Raw genomic sequence first — 18,399 nt, forward strand, 5'->3', positions numbered from 1 at the left:
CCATGTCCGACAAGAATCCAGACAAAGCCGGTTTGACCCGCCGCAGCTTCCTGGGAACCGCCGCCATCACCGGAGCCGCCGGCCTGGTCGGCGGCGCGCAACTGTCCACCGCCCACGGTAAAGAGGCCAAAACAGGCGCCGGCGCCGTCCTTGGCCACGTCGGCCCCGGCGACCTGGATGAATACTATGCCTTCAACTCTGGCGGTCAATCGGGCGAAGTGCGGGTGCTGGGCCTGCCGTCCATGCGCGAACTGGTCCGCATCCCGGTTTTCAACCATTGCAGCGCCACCGGCTGGGGCCGCACGAATGAAAGCCGCAAGATCCTCACCGAAGGCCTGACTCCGGAAACCCGCGAGTACCTGAAGGACAAGGGCGGCGTGTTCCTGAATGGCGACGCGCACCACCCGCACTTGTCGTTTACCGACCGCACCTACGACGGGCGGTATCTCTTCATCAATGACAAAGCGAACAACCGCGTCGCCCGCGTCCGCCTGGACGTCATGAAGACGGACAAGATCACCGAACTGCCCAACGTGTCGGGCGTGCACGGCCTGCGGCCCCAGCGCTATCCGCGCACGGGATACGTGTTCGCCAACGGCGAACACATCATTCCTTTGCCCAACGACGGCAAGATCGTCGACGACGCGAAAAAGAACTTCTTCGCCATTTACACCGCGCTGGACGGCGACACCATGAAGGTCGCCTGGCAGGTGCTGGTGGACGGCAACCTGGACAACGGCGATGCCGACTACCAGGGCAAGTATTCCTTTTCCACCTGCTACAACTCGGAGAAGGGCGTCACGGTGGAAGAGGCCTCGGCCAACGAGCAGGACTGGGTGGTGGTGTTCAACATCAAGCGCATCGAAGAGGCCGTCAAGAAGGGCGATTTCAAGACGATGGGCGGCGTGCCGGTGATCGATGGACGCCACGGCTCCAAATACACCCGCTACATCCCCGTGCCGAACTCCCCGCACGGCTGCAACGCCGCGCCTGACGGCATTCACCTGGTGCTCAACGGCAAGCTGTCCCCCACCGTCACGGTGCTGGATGTGCGCACGCTGGACGACCTGTTCGACGATAAGATCAAGCCGCGTGATTGCGTGGTGGCCGAGCCCCAACTGGGCCTGGGCCCGCTGCACACGGCTTTCGACGGCCGCGGCAACGCCTACACGACGCTGTTCATCGACAGCCAGATGGTCAAGTGGAATATCGACAAAGCCAAGCGCGCCTTCAAGGGCGAAAAAGTCGACCCCATCATTCAGAAACTGGACGTGCACTATCAGCCTGGCCACAACCATTCGACGATGGGCGAAACCCGGGAGGCCGACGGCAAATGGCTGGTGTCGCTGAACAAGTTCTCGAAGGACCGCTTCCTGAACGTCGGTCCGCTCAAACCCGAGAACGACCAGCTCATTGATATTTCGGGCGATGAAATGAAGCTGGTGCATGACGGCCCGAGCTTTGCCGAGCCGCACGACATGTGCCTGGTGCACCGGTCGAAAGTGCATCCCGCCAGCGTCTGGAAACGCGACGACCCGATGTGGGAAGACGCCCGCCAGATGGCCAAGAAAGACGGCGTTTCGCTGGATGACGCGGCCAAGATCGTGCGCGATGGCAATAAGGTGCGCGTGTACATGATGGCGGTCGCGCCCATGTTCAGCATCAAGCGGTTCGAGGTCAACCAGGGCGACGAGGTCACCGTGGTGGTGACCAACATGGAGGTGATCGAAGACCTGACGCATGGCTTCACGCTGGAAGGCCACGGCATCGCCATGGAAATGGGGCCCCAGGCGACCGCGTCGGTCACGTTCACGGCCGACCGTCCGGGCGTGTACTGGTACTACTGCCAGTGGTTCTGCCACGCGCTGCACATGGAGATGTCCGGCCAGATGGTCGTTCATCCCAAGAAGACCGCGTAGCGCCCATGACGTTCATCGCAACGTTGACGGTGGGCGTCGGCCGCGCTGCCGGCGCCGTGCTGGCGGCGCTTGGGCTTGCGCTGCCCGGCGCCGCGGGCGCGGCTGCCGTGCAGGTCGGCGCGGGCGCCGACCTGGCGGCCGCGATCGCGGCCGCCAGCGAAGGCGACGTGCTCAAGCTGTCGCCAGGCACCTACGCCGGCGGCATCGTCGTCGACAAGCCCCTGACACTGGAAGGCCCCGAGGACCGCTCCGCCGTCATCCAGGGGACGCGCCAGGGCCGCACATTGTGGATCAAGGCGCCCGGCGTGTCGGTGCGCAACCTGACCGTCACGCATTCCGGCCTGAGCCTGTCGGAGATGGATGCGGGCATTTTCCTGGACCGCACGGCGGACCGCGCATTGGTCGAACGCAACGACATCCTGGACAACCTCGTTGGCGTGCACGTCTGGGGCCCTTCGAACGCGACCGTCCAACACAACCGCATCGTGGGAAACCGCGAGTTGCGCGTCGCCGAACGAGGCAACGGCGTCACGCTTTGGAATGCGCCCGGCACCCGCATCCTGCATAACGATATCTCTGCCGGCCGCGACGGCATCTTCGTGAACACCAGCAAGCAGAACACGTTCAGCGGCAACCGGTTCCACGATCTGCGCTACGCGATCCATTACATGTACACCAACGATAGCGAAGTCAGCGGCAACGTCGCAACGGGTACTGACATTGCCTACGCGATCATGTATTCGCACCGGCTGGTCGTCAAAGACAACCTGGCGGTCGACAGCCGCGAACAGGGCTTGATGTTGAATTACGCGAATCAATCGCAAGTCACGGGCAACACCATCGACCGCGCCGGCAAATGCGTGTTCATCTACAACGCCAACAACAACGCCTTCGTGGACAACCGCTTCGCCAATTGCGACATCGGCGTGCATTTCACCGCCGGATCCGAAGGCAATCAGATTTCTGGAAATGCGTTCATCAACAACAGGAACCAGGTCAAGTACGTGGGCACGCGCACACTGGACTGGTCCGTCGACGGGCGCGGCAACTACTGGAGCGACAACACCGCTTTCGACCTGAACGGCGACGGCATCGCCGACACGGCCTACCGTCCCAATGACGTCGTGGACCAATTGCTATGGCGCGCGCCGGCCGCCCGCATCTTGCTAAATAGCCCGGCCATTTCCATCGTGCGGTGGGCGCAGTCGCAATTTCCCGCCCTGCTGCCCGGAGGTGTCATCGACAGCGCGCCGCTGATGAATCCTCCGGCCCCGCCCGGCGGGAACCCAAAGGAAGCACCATGAATACCGATCTTGTGACCCTCGCGGGCGTCAGCAAGCACTATGGCGGGCTGCGGGCCATCGACGGCCTGGACCTGCAATTGCATGAAGGCGAGTGCGTTGCGCTGGCCGGGCACAACGGCGCCGGCAAAAGCACACTGATCAAGCTGATCCTGGGCCTGATACGTCCTACCCACGGGCGCGTCGCGCTGTTCGGGCACGACGCCCATGGCGCGGCCGCCGCGCGCCTGCGCGGCAAGATCGGCTATCTGCCCGAGACCGTTGCGCTGCACCCGTCCATGACCGGCGCGGAGACGCTGGCGTTCTACGCCAGGCTCAAACGCCAGCCGCTTGGCGGCAATGCGCGGCTGCTTGAAAAAGTCGGCATCGCGGGCGCGGCGCATCGGCGCGTCGGGGGATATTCCAAAGGCATGCGGCAACGCCTGGCGTTGGCGCAGGCGCTGCTTGGGCAGCCTCGCGTGCTGTTGTTCGACGAGCCGACCACCGGACTGGATCCGGCCTCGCGCCTGATGTTCTACGAGATCGTCCATGAACTGCGCGCCGAAGGCGCCACCATCCTGCTCAGCACGCATGCCTTGTCGGAACTGGCGGGGCATGCCGACCGCATCGTGGTCATGAAGGCCGGCAAGAAGATCGCCGACGGCGCGATGTCGGCGCTACGGCGCTCGACGGGCCTGCCCATCCGCATCCGGCTGACGTTTGAAGATCCGCAGGCGGGCGCGACCCTGCCGGACGCATGGCGCCGTATCGACGCCCACCGCTATGAAATGGCTTGCCTGGAACGAGACAAGATCGACGCGATTCGCAGCATCGGCGCCCTCGCGCCGCCCCTTGCCGACCTGGACATCCTGGTGCCCGGGCTGGATGACATCTATGCACACCTGCTTGAACGGGAAGACGTATGAACGCGGTACTCACCATCATCGGCAAGGAAATCCGCGACGGCCTGCGCAACCGCTGGGTCCTGGCCACCGCCCTGCTGCTGGCCGCCCTGGCCCTGGCGCTGGGGCTGCTGGGCAGTTCGCCGACCGGCACGGTCAAGGCCGACCCGTTGGCCGTCACCGTCGTCAGCCTGTCCAGCCTGTCGATCTTCCTGGTTCCGCTCATCGCCATGCTGCTTGCCTACGACGCCGTGGTCGGCGAGATCGACCGGGGCACCATGGCGCTGCTGCTCAGCTATCCCGTGTCGCGCTGGCAGGTGATCGTCGGCAAATTCTTTGGCCATCTGGCCATCCTGGCGCTGGCCACCAGCGCGGGTTATGGCTCGGCGGGCCTGGCGCTGCAATGGGCCCACGGCGGCCTTGACGCAACCGCCTGGCAGCCGTTTGCGCTGTTGATCGGCGCAAGCATCCTGCTGGGCGCCAGCTTTCTGGCGATGGGCTATCTGATCAGCACCCTCGTGCGCGAACGCGCGACCGCCGCGGGCATCGCCGTGGGCGTGTGGTTGTTTTTCGTCGTGATCTACGACATGGCGCTGCTGGGCGTGCTGGCGGCCGATCAGGGCCGCCACATCAGCCCCGGCCTGCTCAACACGCTGCTGTTGCTCAACCCGTCGGACGTATACCGCTTGTTGAACCTGACGGGCTTCAAGAATATTTCGCAGTACGCCGGGATGGCGGGCGTAAGCGACCAGGCCAGCCTGCCCGTATCCGCGCTGGTGACGGCGCAATTGCTGTGGATCGTCGCCCCCTTCGTGCTGGCGGCGGCGGCTTTCAGGAACAAACCGCTATGAGATCCCTTCGGCTTGCCGTGAGCCTGACCGCCTTGCTGGCTATCGCCGCCTGCGGCGACGCCGGCGACGCCCCGCCCCCGCCCCCGCCGCAATCCGTCAGCGCGCAGTCGGTCGGCCACTATTGCGGCATGGCGCTGGCCGACCATGCCGGCCCCAAAGGGCAGATCTTCATCCAGGGGCGTCCGGACCCGGTATGGTTTTCGTCGATCAAGCAGCTGTTCGCCTACACGCTGCTACCCGAAGAACCCAAAGCCGTCAGCGCCCTGTATGTCAACGACATGGGCACGGCTGGCCCGGACGGCAAGCCCGACCCGGCCGCGTGGATCGACGCGCGCAAGGCGTTCTATGTCATCGAAGGCCGTTTCATCGGCGGCATGGGCGCCGAAGACGCCATGCCGTTTTCCCAACGCGCCGACGCCCAGACATTCAGCCAGACCCATGGCGGACGGGTCGTCGCGTTTTCCGACGTGCCGGAACAGTATGTCTTCGCCCAATAGCGCGAGGGAATGCCCGCGCCCCGCTCATCGAGTCCCAACGCCATGAATACCACCCGCCGCCGTTTCATCGGCATCGCCGCCGCCTCTGCGCTGGCGCTTACCTCCCTTCCGGCACGCCGCGCCTGGGCCGGCATCACGCCGGTCTTGTGGCAAGGCGTGGCGTTGGGCGCGGATGCGGAGCTACGCATCTATCATCCCGACGCTGGCCTGGCGCAGCGCTTGATTACGCAGTCACTACAGGAACTGCGCCGGCTGGAACGCGTGTTCAGCCTCTATCAAGACGACAGCGCGTTATCGCTCCTGAATCGCCAGGGATTCCTGGATGAGCCCCCGGCTGACTTGCTGCGCCTGCTAAGCGACAGCCGCCGCTTCAGCCAATTGACGGACGGCGCGTTCGACCCGACCGTGCAGCCGCTGTGGCAGATGTACTCGCGGCATTTCGCGCAGGTGAACGCCGCCGTCGAAGGCCCGCCAACGGCGCAGATCACGCATGCGCTATCGCTTGTGTCATACGAAGCGGTGACGTTGGACAGCCAGCGCATCCGCTTGAACCGCCCCGGCATGGGCGTGACGCTGAACGGCATCGCCCAAGGCTATATCACCGACCGCGTCACAGATTTGCTGCGGCAAAGCGGGCTGGAACGCGCGCTGGTGGACATGGGCGAGATACGTGGGCTGGACGTGCGCGCATCGCCCGGCGAATGGCAGGTCGGGCTGGCGGACCCGTTGGCCCCCGAACGGATACTTGCGTCGGCGCCGATACGCAACCACGCATTGGCCACCTCGGGCGGCTACGGCACGGCGATCGATGCCTCGGGCCGGTACACGCACCTGTTCGATCCCCGCACCGGCAGCGCACAGCCCCGCTACCGCAGCGTGTCCGTCATGGCGTCCGACGCCACCACCGCGGACGCTCTGTCCACGGCGTTCTCCCATATGCCGCTATCGGCCACGGCGCCTCTTGTGCGCCAGCTGGGATTACGCGCCTGGTTCGTACTGCCCGACGGGCAACTGGTGCGGCAGGGCATGCCCGGCTAGCACGCCCCGCTGCCCGGGACGCCCGTATTTCCCCCACAAAAAAACCGGCCATTCGGCCGGTTTTTGACTTGCAGCACGGATCCGTCCGATATCAGGCGGCCGACGGCGAATTCAGCGACGTCAGCATTTGCGTGAAGATCTTCGGGCTGGCTGCCAGGACGTTGCCGCTGTCCATCCAGCCTTGTTCGCCGTCGAAGTCGGCGATCAGGCCGCCGGCTTCCAGGACCATCAGGCTGCCGGCAGCCACGTCCCAGGGCTTCAGGCCCACGCCGCAGAAGCCGTCCAGGCGGCCGCAGGCCACATAAGCCAGATCCAGCACGGTAGCGCCCAGGCGGCGCACGCCCGTGGCGCCTTCGGCCATCTGGCGGAAACGCTGCGAACCCTGTTCGGGGTCGCCGGCGCTAGGCCAATGGGCGCCCAGCAGCGCCTCGTGGTAGCGGGTGCGGCCCGACACGCGCACGCGGCGGTCGTTCAGGAAGGTGCCGCTGCCACGGCTGGCCGTGAACAGTTCATTGCGCGACGGGTCGTAGATAACCGCTTGCGTGACCTGGCCGCGCTGCGTCAGCGCGATCGACACGGCGTAGTTGGGCAGGCCGTGGATGAAGTTCGTCGTGCCGTCCAGGGGATCAATGATCCACTGGAATTCGGCTTGGTCGGGACCTTGCAGCCCGAATTCCTCGCCTAGCACGGCATGGTCCGGGTAAGCGGCATGCAGCGTTTCGACGATGGACTCCTCGGCGGCGCGATCGACTTCCGTGACATAATCGCGCGGCCCCTTGCGAGCCACGCTGAGTCGTTCCAAATCCATGCTGGCACGGTTGATAATGGTGCCGGCACGCCGGGCCGCCTTGATGGCGATGTTGAGCATCGGGTGCATAAAATTCCGTACGTATGCGGTGGGTTCGCGTGATGGTAGGCCACTTGCCGCCCCCCGGGTCCGTCGTCGCCCCCACCGGGGAAATCGACCCAAAAAACCAGGAAGGCACTCAGCCAAACGTGCCATTTTAAATGACTCAAGCATTTTCACGTGTTCGCTTCGTTATGGTGAACCCCAGCCACCCCGGAAACGTCGGTTCGGCGGCCCGTGCAATCAAGACAATGGGCTTCTCGGAACTGGTGCTGGTGGAGCCTAAATTCCCAGATGTAACAAGCCAGCCGGAGGCCGTGGCGCTCGCCAGCGGCGCGCTGGACGTTCTGGAAAACGCACGCATCTATCCGTCACTGGAGGCCGCGCTGGCCCCGGTCACCCTGGCGTTTGCCCTGACGGCCCGCGTGCGCGACCTGGGCCCGCCGCCTTGCGATATCCGCCAGGCGGCCGACCTGGCCTGCGCCCATCTGGCCGAAACAGCCGAAGGCGTCGCCGCGATCGTGCTGGGCACCGAGCGCGCCGGGCTGACCAACGCGCAGATCGCGCTGTGCCACCGTATCTGCCATATTCCCGCCAATCCCGAGTACAGCTCGCTGAACGTCGCCCAGGCGCTGCAACTGGCTGCCTGGGAACTGCGTTATGCGTTGCTGGTGGACCAGGGCGCGGCGCTGCTGCCGGCCTCCACCGCCCAGGAACCTTCACGCGGCGCGGAACCCGCGTCCAGCGAAGCCGTGCAGGCTTTGCTGGCGCACTGGGAAGAAGCCCTGATCGGCATCCAGTTCCTGGACCCGGCGCACCCCAAGAAACTGATGCCGCGCATGCGTCACCTGTTTTCGCGCCCTGCCCTGACCCGTGACGAAGTGGACATGATGCGTGGCGTGTGCACGGCGATGCTGGCCACCGCCCGACGCAACGGCGGCGCAAAAAAATAGGGACAGGCATTCGCCTGTCCCTTTGGCACGTCCCGGCGGCAAGCCTGCCGGGGCATGCGATTATCAGTCCACCTTGGCGCCCGAAGCCTTGACCACGGGGGCCCAGCCTTCCACTTCCGACTTGATGAACTGGCCGAATTCGGCCGGCGTGGTCTTCACGCCCACGGCGCCCAGCTTCTCGAAGCTGGTCTGCACGGACGCCTTGTCCAAGGCCTGCTGCATCGCGGCGTTCAGCTTGTTGATCACTTCCGGCGGCGTGCCGGCAGGCGCCAGCAGACCGAACCACGACGACACGTCGAAATCGGTAAAGCCCGATTCCTTCATCGTGGGAAGGTCCGGCGCGCTCTTCGAACGGTCGCTGGTGGTGACGGCCAGAGCGCGCAGCTTGCCCGATTGGGCATGCGGCCACGCCGAGGGCATGTTGTCGAACATGAACTGCACCTGGCCGCCGATCAGGTCGGTAACCGCCGGCGCGCTGCCCTTGTAGGGCACGTGCAGCACGTCAATGCCGGCCTTCATCTTGAACAGCTCGCCTGCCATGTGGATGGAGGTGCCGCTGCCCGACGAGGCGAACGCCAGCTTGCCCGGATTCTTCTTGGCGTAGTCGATCAGCTCTTGCACCGACTTCACCGGCACCTGCGGGTTCACGACCAGGATGTTCGGCACCTTGGCGCCCAACGCCACCGGCGCGAAGTCCTTGCGCAGGTCGAACGTGACGTTCTTGTACAGCGTCTGGTTGATGGCGCTGGTGACGGCCACGAACAGCAGCGTGTAGCCGTCAGGGGCGGCGCGCTGGACCTGGTCGGTGGCGATGTTGCTGCCGGCGCCCGGCTTGTTCTCGACCACGAACGATTGGCCCAGGCTCTCGGTGAGTTCCTTGGCCATGATGCGGGCGATCACGTCCGTTGTGCCGCCGGCGGAAAAACCGACCACGATACGGACAGGCTTGTCGGGGTAGGCGGCATGGGCGGCGCCCATGGCGAATGCGCTTGCGGCGGTGGCCAGAAGGGTGGCGGCCAGACGCCGCAGGCCAGGCTTTTGACCTGTAGTCATAATGTCTCCGTGCAGGTACTGTCCATCAGATGGACGATTCGAATTATTAGATGCTGCATTCTGAGCTATACACGGCGAGTGCATCAAGGTAGAGTCCACGCTACGGACAATGGTTTTCCCTTGGCCGTTCCGCACTTACCTAAAGATCTCAGAGATTTGCATGCAAGACAGTGATGCCGCGGCCGCAGGCCCACGCACGTTGCGGCGCGGTTTAGCCGTTCTGGCCGCGTTACGCGACCAAGGGCCCGACGGCCTCAGCGTGACAGATATCGCCCGCCTGACGGGCATTCAACGCCCCACCATTTACCGCCTGCTGGCCGCCCTGCTGGACGCGGGCCTGGTGCTACCGGTGACGGGCACCAAGAAATACCGCGCCCAACTCGCGGTGGACCCGGACACACGTTCGCGCGATCCGCGGGTGCGCCAGTTGCTGCCCGTGCTGCGCCGCCTGGCCGACCGCACGGGCGACGCCGTCTTTCTGGTGGTGCGCGACGACGACGATTCCATCAGCCTGCATCGCGAGATCGGCAGCTACCCGGTGCAGATCCTGGCAACCTATGCCGGTAAGCGCCAGCCGTTGGGCGTGGGGTCAGGCGGCATGGCGCTGCTGGCCGCGCTGCCCGACGACATCGCACGCGGCATCGTCGAACGCAACTCCGGACGGCTGGATGAGTACGGCGGCATGACACCGCAGGAAATGTACCGCCTGATCGAAAACACGCGGGCGCGCGGCTATTCGGTGGTGGGCAACCACGCCGTGCGCGGCGCGCTGGGCGTGGGTTGCGCGTTGCTGGATTCCCAGGGCGCGCCGCTGCTGGCCGTGAGCGTCACGGCGATCATCGACCGCATGCCGGCACAACGCCAACGCGAAATCGCCGGGTGGATCAAAGCGGAACTGGCGCGGCTGGCCCTGCAGGCCTGAGCGGCAACGCAAAAAAACCCATAAAAAAACCCCGAAGGTTGGACAGGGATCCGACCTTCGGGGTTTTTTATCGGGCGCCGGTTGTTGTTGAACCGGGGCTTCCGTATCAGGTCGTGGCGCTGCCGGGAGCGGCTTCGGCCTTGCCGGCGTTCTTGGGGTTCTGGATTTCGCGCAGCGGGATCGGCGGCTGAAAACCGGCCGCTTCCAACGCCGAACGGATCTGCTGATACAGGCCCCAGCGCAGATCCCAATAGTTGTCGGCCAAGGCCCACACGCGCACGTTCACGACAATGCCGTTTTCCTTGTATTCGAACACCTTGACCTGCGGCTCGGGATCTTTCAGCGCGTCGGGGCGCGCATCCACGATGTCCTTCAGCTTGGCCAGCACCACTTCCAGATTGTCGCCGTAGCGAACCGGCACCGGGATATCCAGGCGGCGCGTCTTGTTGCGGCTGTAGTTGGTGATGGTGGCGTTCCACACGGTGCTGTTGGGCAACGTCAGGTGAATGCCGTCGACCTGCACCAGACGCGTCAGGAACAAACCGACCTCTTCCACCGTGCCGTCGGCGCCGGAACTCAGCGCCACGTACTCGCCTGCGCGGATGGGGCGCAGGATCAACAGCATGATGCCCGCGGCGATATTTTGCAGCGTGCCTTGCAAAGCCAGGCCCACGGCCAGACCGGCGGCGCCCAGTACGGCGATCAGGCTGGCCGTCTGCACGCCAAACCGCGCCAGCACGGCGATGACCGTGAAGATGCGCACCGTCCACACGACCGTGCTGTAGAACATCGGCACGATGGTGGGATCGATCTTGGTGGAACGCGAGGCGGCGCGGCGAACCCATCCGCCCAGCAGCGACGATACCCACCAGCCGACAATCAGGATAAGCAAGGCAACAAGCAGATTGATGCCCATATCCATCAGCCTGGGGGCCCAGGCGCTAAATTCCTTCAAGGCGTCTTCCATGGAATCTCCCGCAAAATTGACAACCGAAAACTGTATCAGAGGATCGGTAAACGAAGGGCCGCGATGCGGCCCCATGATGTCAAGTTTTGTAAGGATACGCCTGCCCGACGCGCGACAACGTTCAGGCCGGCACCACGCGGAAATGATTGTCCCAGGACACCTCGCGCGAGGGAGGCAGCACGGGTGATTCCCCGCCCGCGGCATCGGTGCGCAGCATCGCGCCCAAACCGCTGCTGACCAGGAAGCCGGCCTTGGCGGCGGGCGCCACGCCGCAGCCGTCGGCCAACCGCGTCGTTCCCAGGCAATGGCCGTTCGTGGTGTCCCAATAAATCACCTGGCCGCCCACGGGGCTGGAGGTGGCGACGATGCCGCCTGCGGCGTCCACGGTCACCGAACCCACGTAGTTGCGCATGTTGCGCAAGGTCTCGGCCGGCCCTTCGAAAAGCTCAAGCGCCGCGCCCCGGCGATGCCGTCCCACCAACGCCGGGCGGTCCGCCGCCGGCCCCATGTACTGGCAGCCAAACCACACGCAACCGTCGGCCGCAAGTGCCAGATGCCGGATCGACAAGCGATGCAGGTCGGGCGCCAGTTCCACTTTTTCAAGTAGTTGGCCGCTGGCCGCATCGATGTAGGCCAGCGACGGCCGCATCGTGTCCAGGTTCAGTTCCAGCTTGCCGTAGTCGGGGTGCGTGAGGATGCCGCCATTGGCCACGCACAGGGTTTTGCCGTCGGGCATCAGCACGACTTCGTGCGGACCAATGCCGCCGGAATCGAATTCGCCAACACGCCGCCAGGCGCCCCCGGGCGAGGCATCATAGAGGCCCAGTACGCCGCGCCCTCCTTCGAAATCGTTCTCGGTGGCGGCAAGCAGCCGCCCGCCGTCCACGAATGCGCCATGCCCGAAGAAATGGCGTTCGTCGGGTACCGGCAATGCTTGCGGCTCACCGCCGCCGCGCAGCGAAAACGCCACGGCGAAGAAGCCAGGCTGGCGGCCGAACACGACCGCCCGCTGATGGGCGGCGTCGATGGCGAAGCTGTGCCCACGCGCGGGCATGGGTACCACCAGCCGGTCGCCCCCGGCCTCGTCCAGCAGCACCGCTTCGTCGCGCCCGCCGCGCTTGCGCGCGCTCAGGTACAACGGCCCGCCATGGTCGGGCAACACGGCCCGCGCCGCGCCTGGAGACAAACCCAACGCGGCAGCCAGCGCCAAGAAGCGGCGGCGATCAATCACCGTCGAGCGCATTGAACCCAATGGTGACGCCCAGCGCGGGCGCCAGGTCCTGGTCGACGATGGCCTTGGCGTTCTGGATCGTCAGGGCCGCCAGCAGCAACTGACGCCGGCCGTCTTCCTGCTTCAGCGCGGCTTCCAGCGGCGCGGGCACCGCCTGCAAGCCTTGCGCCGCATTCTGCAATTCGCCGCGCACCGACACATCCATCCATTCGCCGCCCTTGGGCAGCGGATAGCCGCCGGCCTGATAGAACGCCTTCAGGCCGTCCAGATTGGTCGCCAACAAACGCATGGAAAGCTCGCTGCGCCAGAAGGCGGCGCGCTTGGGCCGGGCGGCCTGGGCCGATTCGCCCAGCACGGGCAGGATCTTCACGTCACGCGCGAATTGCAGGCCGGTGGACAACGCCTTCATAGCCTCGGCCGCGACTTCCTGCGGATCGCGGTACAGATCATTGCTGGCTTGCGGCTTGGCGAACTGGCGGCCGAATTCGCCCTGCGCGCTCCAGGCCTGCGCCACGTCGCCAGAAATCGCCGCGACGTTGGCGGCCACGGCCCGCGCATAACCGCACGCGTAGCCGAACGTCGGCGCGCTTGTCTGCTTGAGCAGCGCGGGTTCGCCGTACAGCACGTATTCCAGGGCAGGCAGCCCCTGCACCGCCACGCTGCGGCCGGCCAGCGCGCCCGGTGCCAGCAATGCCGGATCGCCCGCGGCGATCAGCTGCTGCACCTGCTTGGGCATCACGCCGCGCGTGTCCGGCCAGAACGCCAGGCGTTCGAAACGGTTGGCCTGCACCAGCGGGCCGAAGCGCAGAATTTCCACGCCGGACCACGCCAAGGCAAGATTCGCGAAGGCGTCGCCGACGCGCGCCGCGCCAGCCGCATCGGGCTTGGCGCACCAGCCAACCAGCTCGCGATCCATCGCGGCCGCGGCATCCGCCATCTTGCCTACGGCCGGGCGGGCGTAATCGCGCGCCAGGCGTTCGCCCAGGTCGGCGGGCAATTCGGCCTGCGCGGCCAGCGGCGCGGCCGCCAGCAACCAAGCCGCCACGGCATGCTTGAACACGGGCGAGAAGGATCGGGCCATCAGAGCGACTCCAGGAAACGGATCAGGTCGGCGCGTTCTTCGGGCGTCATCGCCACCACGCGGTCGCGCGCGGGTTTGCCCGCGCCGCCATGCCACAGCACGGCTTCCAGCAGCGTGCGGGCGCGCCCGTCATGCAGCCAGGTAGCGCTGGGATTCACGGTCTTGGTCAGGCCGATGCCCCACAGCGGCGGCGTGCGCCATTCACGGCCATTGGCGGCGCCGTCGGACACGCCGTCCGCCAAGTCGTCGCCCATATCGTGCACCAACATGTCGGTGTAAGGCCAGATCAGCTGGAAGCGGTGCTCGGCCTGCTTGGCATTGCGGCTGGTCACGTACTTGGGTACGTGGCAGGCCACGCAGTTCGCTTCGTAAAACAGCTTCTTGCCCGCCAGCACGCGCGCGTCATCCGCATCGCGCCGCTGCGGCACGGCCAGATTGGTCGAATACGTCGTGACGAAGTCCATCAGCTTGGCCGGGACTTCCTCCGGCCCGAAGCGCGGTTGCGCGCCATGCGGCATATCCAGGCACTGCTTCTGCGCGGGCGTGCAGTCGCCCGAGTGCTTGGGGAACAACGGCGTGGACAAGCCCATGTCGTTCGAGAACGCGGCGGCGCTTTGCTGTTCGACCGTCGGCTGCCCGGCCTTCAGATTGAAGCGGCCCAGCACGCGCGTGCCAGTGCGCGCATCGGTCACCCAGTTGGGCTTGCCGACGATGCCGTCGCGTTTGTCGGCCCCCACGTTGGCCAGGATGTCGGCCTCGTGGATGGACTCCAGCAGGCCCAGGCCGATCATGGGTGGCGCCAGGCGCGGCGAAATCTGCGTGTCGGCGCGCATCGGGCCATAGCCCAGGTTGTCGATGCGGTACGTGGGCTTCATCAACGTGGCGGTTTCGCCACCGTTGAGCGCGACCGTGACGGGTTCGTACTCGATCTCCATGCGGCCTTCGGCGGGCAGGCCCGCCACCGCGAAGTTCTGCAGCTGCACGCCGTAGACGGGTTCAGGCAAGGCGGCAAGTTCGCCCGCGGCAAGCTTGGGGTGGCCGCCGTCGGGGCCGTTCGGCACGGCAAGGCGCAGCAGCAGCGCCACCGCGTCCGTGCGTTCCAAAGGATCGAAACCCGGCACCGTGCCGCGTCCGTCCTTGGTATGACAGGCCTGGCACGAGCGTGCATTGAACAGCGGCCCCAGGCCATCGGACGCCTGCGTGGAGGCAGGCGCCGACACCCAGTCCTTGCGGAACAGGCCGTTGCCGACCTGGAATTCCTGTCGGCGTTCAAAGCTCATGTTGGCCGACGGCTGCGAAAAGATATCGGCGTTGATGAGCTTGTTGGTGGTGCCCGCCCCGGCCTGCATGATCTCGAAGGTTTCCACCTTCGAGAAATCGCGCGTGGGCGCGGTAATGGCGGTGACACGCTTCTGGTCTTCGGGCGTAAGGTCGTCACGTCCGGCTGGCACTTCAGGTGCGGCGGCGGCGCCGGCATGGGCCGACGCCGCCAGTACGGCGGCTAATACGAGTTTCACTTGAACACGGCGTCGGGTTTATCAAGGCTGTCGGAACCTTCAATGGCGACCTTGCCCAGTTCCAGCAATGCGATCACGCGTTCCAGGCTGCGGGTCTGGTCGACCAGGCGGTCGATGGCGGCCTGCACCATCGCGTTGCCTTCCTTGTTGCCGTCGGCAATCATCTGGTCATAGGTTTCGACCGTTTCGGCGCGCGTCTTCATCGCTTGCATGGCGGCCACGGTGGCGTCCAGCTTGGCGCGCACTTCCGCATCCAGTTTCGGATCCTTGGCCTTGACCAATTCCGACAGGCTTGCGCCCTTGACCTGCTTGCCGTCGATGCGGGTATAGGCGCCCAGGTAGACGTTGCGGATGCCCAATTGGTCGTAGTAGTGCGCGTTATGCGTGTTGTCCGAGAAGCAATCGTGCTCTTCTTCCGGATCATGCAACATCAGGCCCAGCTTCATGCGTTCGCCAGCCAGTTCGCCATACGACAGGCTGCCCAGACCGGTCAGCATGGCGATCAGGCCAGCCTTGGGATCTTCTTCCACGGCCTTGCGCGCCGCGCCGTCGCGCTTCCAGTTGCCCACCATTTCTTCCAGGTCCGTCACCAGCAGATCGGTCACGGCCTTCAGGAATTCAATGCGGCGTTCGCAGTGGCCGCCGGTGCATTGCTTGGTATCGAAGTCCGTGTGCGGACGGTTGCCCGAATGGCGTTCCTGCGGCGTGCCCTTGCGGTCGCCCGGCGCGGGGCCGGTGCCGTTCAGGTCCTGGCCCCACAGCAGGAATTCGATGGCGTGGTAGCCGGTGGCCACGTTGGACTCGTTGCCGTCGGCCTCGTGCAGCACTTCGGACAACAGCTTGGGCGTGATCTTGCTGACATCGACGGTCCTGCCGCCCACCGAGATCTTGGAATTGGCGATGACGTTGACGGCGTAATACGCGTTCTCGTCGTTTTCGGTGCCGTAGGACGCGTCCACGTAGTCGATCAGCCCTTCATCCAGCGGCCAGGCGTTCACGCGGCCTTCCCAATCGTCGACGATGGGATTACCGAAGCGGTAGGCCTCGGTCTGCTGATACGGCACGCGGGCCGCCAGCCACGCCTCACGCGCGGCCTTCAACGTTTCGGGGCTGGGCTTGGCGACCAGGGCATTGATGGCGGTGCGCAGCGTCTTGGCGGCGGTCAGCGAGTCTTCGTAGCCCGCCAGCGCCAGATCCGAATAGGTGGCGACCACGGCCTTGGGCTCGACCGCGGCGTGGGCCGTGCCCCCGAATACCGCGGCGGCCAGTACCGCACCCAAAAGCAACTTGCGCATCGACTTTCTCCCGTAACTCGAACGGTGTCCGCCCCCGCGGCGGGCCGTTCCGACTTCAATTTTGTGGATGCGAGTGTAAACAATTTTCGTTTGATATTCAGCGTGAAGTCAGATACCTGACGTTTTTTTGAATGCCATATCCGGGTAAATCCACGCTGAAATGGGCGTTCGGCCGCTACTATCCGGCTTTGCCGATCCTTATTTCGACGCCATGGAACTCCGCCAACTCCGCTACTTCGTCCGCGTGGCCGAACTGGGCAGCATCGGCCGCGCCGCGCGCGATCTGGGCGTGGTCGCCTCGGCGCTGAGCCAGCAGATCAGCCGCCTGGAAAGCGAATTGGCCACGCGGCTGCTGATGCGCACGCATACCGGCGTCGTTCCCACCGACGCCGGCACGGCGTTCCTGCGCCAGGCCCGGTTGACGCTGCGCCACGCAGAGAACGCCGTGGCCGCCGCCCGCGAGGCCCGCTTGTCGGGCATGGTCAGCGTGGGGTTCGCGCCCACCACTGCGTCCTTGCTGGCCAAGCCGTTCTACGCGGCGATGGCCGAGCGCTACCCCAATGTGCGGCTGCATCTGGTGGAAGGCTTGTCGGGCAACCTGGGCGAACAGCTCAACAACCGCCGCCTGGACCTGGCGGTGCTATTCCAGAACGACAGCGGCCAAGCCCGAAGCACGATCCCCGTCCTGGACGAACGGCTGTTTCTGCTGGTGCGGCGCGGCATGTTTGCCCAGCCCGACGGCGAACCCGTGACCATCACCCAACTGGCGGCCTTGCCGCTGGCGGTCACCAGCAAGGCGCATGGCCTGCGCGCCTGGGTCGAGGCGGCGTTCGAACGCGCCGGGATCGAGCCCTGGGTTGAAGTGGAAGTCGACGGGCTGACCACCCTGATGGACCTGGTGCAGGCCAACGCGATCGCGACCATTCAGCCGGGCGCGGCGGTGGCGCGGGCCGAGGCCGGGCTGCTGAACATGCATCCCATCGACGACCCCTTCCTGTTCCGCCGCAACGCGGTGCACTGCGTCAATGAAGAAGAACTGTCGCCGGCCGCGCTGGCGGCGCGCGTGGTGCTGGTGGACGTGATGCGCGCACAGGTCCGCCATGGCGCTTGGCCGGGCGCCACCCTTCTCGATTCGTGATGCCCCCATGCCGACCGCATGGCTAGGCCGGGGCCGGTCGCACGGATAAATTGAATCCGTGGACGCCGCGACATGGTGTTGCGGCAGCAGACCTTCCCAATATCCGATGACCCCTGACACCCCACGCCCGGGCTCGCTGCCCATTCCGTCCATGCGGCCGCACTGTTCCGATCAGGAATGGCAGGCACGCGTCGACCTGGCCGCCTGTTACCGGCTGGTCGAACACTATGGCATGGCCGACATGATGGCCAACCACATCTCGTCACGCGTGCCGGGCGAAGACAACGCCTTCCTCATCAACCCCTACGGCATGATGTACGAAGAGATCACCGCGTCCAGCCTGATCAAGGTGGACCTGGACGGCACGATCCTGGCCAAGCCCGATTTCGGCGACCTGGGTTACGGCATCAACAAAGCGGGCTACGTGATCCACAGCGCCGTGCATCGCGCGCGTCACGAGGTGGATTGCGTGATCCACACGCACAGCTGGGCATCCATGGCGGTTGCCTCGCTGGACTGCGGGCTGCTGCCGCTGACGCAAACGGCCATGCGCTTTCTGAAGATCGGCTATCACGACTACCAGGGCGTGGTGCTGGACCTGGACGAGCAGGCGTCCCTGCTGCAAGACCTGGGCCAGGGCGAAGCGCTGATCTTGCGCAATCACGGGGCGCTGACCGTCGGCAGGACAGTGGGCGAAGCGTTCAATTGGATGCATCGGCTGGAACTGGCGTGCCGCGCGCAACTGGCAGCAATGGCCACGGGCGCGCCCTTGCGCGCAGTCAGCCCGGCCGTGCTGGAAGACACCTGGAACAACTACCAGCCCGGCACGCGGCGCCCTTATGGCGTCATGGAGTGGCCGGCCCTGTTGCGCAAGCTGGACCGCATCGATCCAGGTTTCCGCGACTGAA

At 65.5% G+C, this 18,399-nt stretch carries 17 protein-coding genes; 10 read left to right on the forward strand and 7 right to left on the reverse strand.

Annotated elements, in window-relative coordinates:
• Nucleotides 1-2 precede the first annotated feature (2 nt).
• Genes nosZ through ACI0FO_RS09525 form a run of 6 tightly spaced genes read left to right on the forward strand, consistent with a single transcriptional unit; the run spans nt 3 to nt 6,487 of the window.
• Nucleotides 3-1,919, forward strand: a complete 1,917-nt coding sequence (gene nosZ / locus ACI0FO_RS09500; protein ID WP_416026098.1) for a TAT-dependent nitrous-oxide reductase — start codon at nt 3-5, stop codon at nt 1,917-1,919.
• Between the two features lie 5 nt (nt 1,920-1,924).
• Nucleotides 1,925-3,223 (forward strand): nitrous oxide reductase family maturation protein NosD, encoded by a 1,299-nt coding sequence (locus ACI0FO_RS09505; protein ID WP_416026100.1) that lies wholly within the window; start codon nt 1,925-1,927, stop codon nt 3,221-3,223.
• Nucleotides 3,220-4,125 carry an ABC transporter ATP-binding protein gene (locus ACI0FO_RS09510; RefSeq protein WP_416026102.1) on the forward strand — a complete coding sequence of 302 codons (906 nt, stop codon included), beginning with the start codon at nt 3,220-3,222 and terminating at the stop codon, nt 4,123-4,125. The genes ACI0FO_RS09505 and ACI0FO_RS09510 overlap by 4 nt, the downstream gene beginning before the upstream one ends.
• Nucleotides 4,122-4,952, forward strand: coding sequence for an ABC transporter permease (locus ACI0FO_RS09515; protein WP_416026104.1), 831 nt, complete (start codon nt 4,122-4,124; stop codon nt 4,950-4,952). The genes ACI0FO_RS09510 and ACI0FO_RS09515 overlap by 4 nt, the downstream gene beginning before the upstream one ends.
• Nucleotides 4,949-5,449 carry a nitrous oxide reductase accessory protein NosL gene (locus ACI0FO_RS09520; RefSeq protein WP_416026106.1) on the forward strand — a complete coding sequence of 167 codons (501 nt, stop codon included), beginning with the start codon at nt 4,949-4,951 and terminating at the stop codon, nt 5,447-5,449. The genes ACI0FO_RS09515 and ACI0FO_RS09520 overlap by 4 nt, the downstream gene beginning before the upstream one ends.
• Nucleotides 5,450-5,491: 42 nt before the next feature.
• Complete coding sequence (locus ACI0FO_RS09525) at nt 5,492-6,487, forward strand: FAD:protein FMN transferase (RefSeq protein WP_416026107.1); 996 nt, start codon at nt 5,492-5,494, stop codon at nt 6,485-6,487.
• Between the two features lie 91 nt (nt 6,488-6,578).
• Here the strand turns inward: ACI0FO_RS09525 and ACI0FO_RS09530 are convergent, their stop codons facing one another.
• Nucleotides 6,579-7,364: an inositol monophosphatase family protein gene (locus tag ACI0FO_RS09530; protein WP_416026109.1), complete on the reverse strand. Its 786-nt coding sequence runs from the start codon at nt 7,362-7,364 to the stop codon at nt 6,579-6,581.
• Between the two features lie 131 nt (nt 7,365-7,495).
• Between ACI0FO_RS09530 and ACI0FO_RS09535 the strand changes: the two genes are divergently transcribed.
• On the forward strand, nt 7,496-8,287 hold the full coding sequence (locus ACI0FO_RS09535; RefSeq protein ID WP_416026111.1) for an RNA methyltransferase: 792 nt from the start codon (nt 7,496-7,498) through the stop codon (nt 8,285-8,287).
• Between the two features lie 63 nt (nt 8,288-8,350).
• On the opposite strand, the gene ACI0FO_RS09540 is transcribed toward ACI0FO_RS09535, so the two are convergent.
• Entirely contained in the window at nt 8,351-9,340 is a 990-nt protein-coding gene (locus tag ACI0FO_RS09540) for a Bug family tripartite tricarboxylate transporter substrate binding protein (RefSeq protein ID WP_416026113.1), read from the reverse strand.
• 160 nt (nt 9,341-9,500) lie between these two features.
• Here ACI0FO_RS09540 and ACI0FO_RS09545 point away from each other — a divergent pair, with 160 nt between their 5' ends.
• Complete coding sequence (locus ACI0FO_RS09545; protein ID WP_105557481.1) at nt 9,501-10,262, forward strand: IclR family transcriptional regulator; 762 nt, start codon at nt 9,501-9,503, stop codon at nt 10,260-10,262.
• 106 nt (nt 10,263-10,368) lie between these two features.
• On the opposite strand, the gene ACI0FO_RS09550 is transcribed toward ACI0FO_RS09545, so the two are convergent.
• From ACI0FO_RS09550 to ACI0FO_RS09570, 5 genes are all read right to left on the reverse strand, one after another.
• Nucleotides 10,369-11,229, reverse strand: coding sequence for a mechanosensitive ion channel family protein (locus ACI0FO_RS09550; protein ID WP_416026116.1), 861 nt, complete (start codon nt 11,227-11,229; stop codon nt 10,369-10,371).
• Between the two features lie 121 nt (nt 11,230-11,350).
• Nucleotides 11,351-12,472 carry a DUF1513 domain-containing protein gene (locus tag ACI0FO_RS09555; protein ID WP_416026118.1) on the reverse strand — a complete coding sequence of 374 codons (1,122 nt, stop codon included), beginning with the start codon at nt 12,470-12,472 and terminating at the stop codon, nt 11,351-11,353.
• On the reverse strand, nt 12,453-13,541 hold the full coding sequence (locus tag ACI0FO_RS09560; protein ID WP_416026119.1) for an imelysin family protein: 1,089 nt from the start codon (nt 13,539-13,541) through the stop codon (nt 12,453-12,455). Before ACI0FO_RS09560 ends, ACI0FO_RS09555 begins: the two co-directional genes overlap by 20 nt.
• Nucleotides 13,541-15,058 carry a di-heme oxidoredictase family protein gene (locus tag ACI0FO_RS09565; protein ID WP_416026121.1) on the reverse strand — a complete coding sequence of 506 codons (1,518 nt, stop codon included), beginning with the start codon at nt 15,056-15,058 and terminating at the stop codon, nt 13,541-13,543. The genes ACI0FO_RS09560 and ACI0FO_RS09565 overlap by 1 nt, the downstream gene beginning before the upstream one ends.
• Entirely contained in the window at nt 15,055-16,353 is a 1,299-nt protein-coding gene (locus tag ACI0FO_RS09570) for an imelysin family protein (protein WP_416026123.1), read from the reverse strand. Before ACI0FO_RS09570 ends, ACI0FO_RS09565 begins: the two co-directional genes overlap by 4 nt.
• 211 nt (nt 16,354-16,564) lie before the next feature.
• Between ACI0FO_RS09570 and ACI0FO_RS09575 the strand changes: the two genes are divergently transcribed.
• Nucleotides 16,565-17,491: a LysR family transcriptional regulator gene (locus tag ACI0FO_RS09575; protein ID WP_416026125.1), complete on the forward strand. Its 927-nt coding sequence runs from the start codon at nt 16,565-16,567 to the stop codon at nt 17,489-17,491.
• A 106-nt stretch (nt 17,492-17,597) separates the two neighbouring features.
• The gene (locus ACI0FO_RS09580; protein WP_416026126.1) at nt 17,598-18,398 is read left to right on the forward strand and encodes a class II aldolase/adducin family protein; all 801 of its coding nucleotides are present in this window, start codon (nt 17,598-17,600) and stop codon (nt 18,396-18,398) included.
• Nucleotide 18,399 lies beyond the last annotated feature (1 nt).

Origin of the sequence: Achromobacter marplatensis (assembly GCF_049060505.1) — a bacterium.
Taxonomy (GTDB): domain Bacteria; phylum Pseudomonadota; class Gammaproteobacteria; order Burkholderiales; family Burkholderiaceae_B; genus Achromobacter; species Achromobacter marplatensis_A.

Excerpts from the sequence above, each read along its gene's own strand:
- nosZ (WP_416026098.1), top strand. The coding sequence starts at position 3 with ATGTCCGACAAGAATCCAGACAAAGCCGGTTTGACCCGCCGCAGCTTC.
- ACI0FO_RS09515 (WP_416026104.1), top strand. The coding sequence starts at position 4,122 with ATGAACGCGGTACTCACCATCATCGGCAAGGAAATCCGCGACGGCCTG.
- ACI0FO_RS09510 (WP_416026102.1), top strand. The coding sequence starts at position 3,220 with ATGAATACCGATCTTGTGACCCTCGCGGGCGTCAGCAAGCACTATGGC.
- ACI0FO_RS09560 (WP_416026119.1), bottom strand. The coding sequence starts at position 13,541 with ATGGCCCGATCCTTCTCGCCCGTGTTCAAGCATGCCGTGGCGGCTTGG.
- ACI0FO_RS09555 (WP_416026118.1), bottom strand. The coding sequence starts at position 12,472 with ATGCGCTCGACGGTGATTGATCGCCGCCGCTTCTTGGCGCTGGCTGCC.
- ACI0FO_RS09540 (WP_416026113.1), bottom strand. The coding sequence starts at position 9,340 with ATGACTACAGGTCAAAAGCCTGGCCTGCGGCGTCTGGCCGCCACCCTT.
- ACI0FO_RS09535 (WP_416026111.1), top strand. The coding sequence starts at position 7,496 with ATGACTCAAGCATTTTCACGTGTTCGCTTCGTTATGGTGAACCCCAGC.
- ACI0FO_RS09525 (WP_416026107.1), top strand. The coding sequence starts at position 5,492 with ATGAATACCACCCGCCGCCGTTTCATCGGCATCGCCGCCGCCTCTGCG.
- ACI0FO_RS09580 (WP_416026126.1), top strand. The coding sequence starts at position 17,598 with ATGACCCCTGACACCCCACGCCCGGGCTCGCTGCCCATTCCGTCCATG.
- ACI0FO_RS09545 (WP_105557481.1), top strand. The coding sequence starts at position 9,501 with ATGCAAGACAGTGATGCCGCGGCCGCAGGCCCACGCACGTTGCGGCGC.
- ACI0FO_RS09530 (WP_416026109.1), bottom strand. The coding sequence starts at position 7,364 with ATGCACCCGATGCTCAACATCGCCATCAAGGCGGCCCGGCGTGCCGGC.
- ACI0FO_RS09575 (WP_416026125.1), top strand. The coding sequence starts at position 16,565 with ATGGAACTCCGCCAACTCCGCTACTTCGTCCGCGTGGCCGAACTGGGC.
- ACI0FO_RS09550 (WP_416026116.1), bottom strand. The coding sequence starts at position 11,229 with ATGGAAGACGCCTTGAAGGAATTTAGCGCCTGGGCCCCCAGGCTGATG.
- ACI0FO_RS09505 (WP_416026100.1), top strand. The coding sequence starts at position 1,925 with ATGACGTTCATCGCAACGTTGACGGTGGGCGTCGGCCGCGCTGCCGGC.
- ACI0FO_RS09570 (WP_416026123.1), bottom strand. The coding sequence starts at position 16,353 with ATGCGCAAGTTGCTTTTGGGTGCGGTACTGGCCGCCGCGGTATTCGGG.
- ACI0FO_RS09520 (WP_416026106.1), top strand. The coding sequence starts at position 4,949 with ATGAGATCCCTTCGGCTTGCCGTGAGCCTGACCGCCTTGCTGGCTATC.